General features: G+C 41.1%; 3 protein-coding genes. All 3 read left to right on the top strand.

What is annotated here, in order from left to right; all coding sequences use genetic code 11:
* Nucleotides 1-550: glycosyltransferase (locus F6K53_RS37130; RefSeq protein WP_293084577.1), on the top strand; the 550-nt coding region annotated here is incomplete at its 5' end.
* 64 nt (nucleotides 551-614) lie between these two features.
* Nucleotides 615-1709 (top strand): glycosyltransferase, encoded by a 1095-nt coding sequence (locus tag F6K53_RS37125; RefSeq protein WP_293061038.1) that lies wholly within the window; start codon nucleotides 615-617, stop codon nucleotides 1707-1709.
* Nucleotides 1710-2185: 476 nt separating this feature from the next.
* Nucleotides 2186-2533 (top strand): hypothetical protein (locus F6K53_RS37120; RefSeq protein ID WP_293084574.1); only part of this gene is annotated, 348 nt, incomplete at its 3' end.

Below are 2533 nucleotides of genomic sequence, written 5' to 3'. Positions count from 1 at the left end.
GTTTGATATTTTATTATCTGCTTTCAACAAACATGCTGATCGGTATCCAGACTGGCAACTTATAATTTTAGGAGAAGGGGAGCTTCGTCCAGAGCTTGAAAATCTCAGAGATCAATTAGGTTTAACTGCTCAGGTCATCTTCCCTGGGGTTGTCCGTAATCCCTTTTCAGTCTTAAAACGGTCAGAATTATTTGTCTTGTCTTCCCGCTTTGAAGGGTTACCAGGGGTTTTAGTTGAAGCACTCGCTTGTGGACTCCCCGTTGTTTCAACAGATTGTCCTAGTGGTCCACGAGAAGTTATTCGTGATGGTGTAAATGGCATTTTGGTGCCCAGTGAAAATGGGTTAGCGTTAGCTACAGCAATGGATCGTTTAATATCCAATGATGAAGAGCGTAAACGTCTAGCATCTTATGCTCCAAAAATTACAGAAAAATTTGGTTTAGCAACAATAATAGAACGCTGGGAAACTTTATTTAGTGACGTTATAAGTCAGCAGTCAGCAGTCAGCAGTCAGCAGTCAGCAGTCAGCAGTCAGCAGTCAGCTTTATGAATCACTGACAGCAGATGTAACAGGGATTAATTGAAAACTGCTATAAAGTATAATCTATAAAAGAATGATGGATATAAAGCATATCGCTTTTTTTCTACCTGCTCTCTATGACGGTGGCGCAGAACGGGTAACAGTTAACTTGCTCAAAGGGATGTTGGAACAAGATGTCCAGTTGGATCTAGTTCTTGCCAGTGCTGACGGACCTTATCTAAGCCAAGTGCCTAAGGAGGTGCGTCTAGTTAACTTGGCAGCCGGACGAGTTGTGAAAGCAATTCAACCCTTGTCACGTTACTTACAACAAAACAGACCTTCTGCCCTAGTCTCTCATCTGGCTCATGCTAACGTCATTGCTGTAGCAGCCAAAGAGTTAGCTCGTACCAAAACTCGATTAGTATTGGTAGAACACAACACTTTTTCAGCTTCTAAGTCTCAGTTAATGCGAGCTAAATTGGTACCACCACTGATGAAATGGTTTTACCCTCGTGCTGATGAAATTGTCGGAGTTTCTCAAGCAGTAGCACGGGATTTGGAGTGTCAACTTGGTTTTGACCAAGGCAAAGTCAGAGAAATTTACAATCCAGTGGTTAATCATCAGCTAATCGCCAAATCAAAAATGCCTTTGAGCCATCCTTGGTTTCGCAAAGACGCTCCTCCTGTCTTTTTGGCTGTTGGTAGATTATCACCTCAGAAAGATTTCTTGACTCTAATCCAAGCGTTTGCACGTTTAAGAAAAAAAATGATCGCTCGCCTGGTGATTTTAGGTGAAGGGGAATCCCGAGGCGAATTAGAGGCAACCATTAACAGACTAGGAATTGCAGCGGATGTTTCTATGCCAGGTTTTGTAGAGAATCCTTATGCATATATGAGTAAAGCGAATGCGTTGGTTTTGTCTTCTCGCTGGGAAGGGTTACCCACTGTGTTAATTGAAGCAATGGCATGTGGTTGCCAAGTAATTGCTACAGATTGTCCTAGTGGTCCAGCGGAAATTTTATCAGCAGGACAATATGGCATTTTAGTACCAGTCGGGGATTCAGCCGCTTTATCATTAGCTATGTTACAAGTACTTAAATCTCCATTAACTCAGGATAAATTAATGGAGCGGGCAAGGTACTTTTCTACTGAGCGAGCGGTTTCTGAGTATTTGGCTATCTTAAACTAAAGTCGTTAGTTAATTCAAAATTCAAAATTCAAAATTCAAAATTTTCCTAAATGTATTGTTTTTATAGCGTTTATCGCAGTTATGAGGTACGCTTCTCAACCTCAAAGTCCCCCTTATTAAGGGGGATTTAGGGGGATCATTTTTTACTTTATAGGATATATATAGCAATTCTAAATAAATTAAATTGTCAAAGTTTTTGATGCCATATTGGCTACTCCCTACTCCCTACTCCCTACTCCCTACTGGGTGCATCTCCTAAAAGCTGTTTGACACGGTGGTGCGTTACGGGCAGCAACATAACCCTGACTACGAGGCGAAAAATGAAGGCCCCCTAACGCACCCTACGGAAAATTTTCAAAACTGAGATGCACCCTCCCTACTCCCTACTCCCTACTCCCTACTCCCTACTCCCTATTCCCTACTCCCTACTCCCTACTCCCTATTCCCTACTCCCTTTGCTATAGAAATAATTGACTATGTTAGCCACAGCTTACTTGGGACTAATCTTATTGATGTTGCTTACAGAAATAAAACGAAAAAAAACCGGTAAGTTGGATTTCCTGACCTTGGCTAACTTGATTTTCTTTCTTGTCTATGCTTTTCCAGGATTTGTCTTATCAGCTAACCTAGAGAATGCTAGGCATGAGTTGAACTGGGGAAATACCTTATACACTGACAACCCACAAACAGTTATTGCTATATTTGTGGGATACATTCTGATTGTTATTGGTTTCTATTCTAAGTCGGCTGAAAAATTTGGAAATACGATTACTATCAAGAGCTATAGTGACAAAGTTGTGATTGTATTTGCTCTTTTTCTGTTG

The organism is Moorena sp. SIO4A1, assembly GCF_010672065.1.
In the GTDB taxonomy this organism is placed as follows: Bacteria; Cyanobacteriota; Cyanobacteriia; order Cyanobacteriales; family Coleofasciculaceae; genus Moorena.
This window is presented reverse-complemented; position numbering and strand designations above follow the sequence as displayed.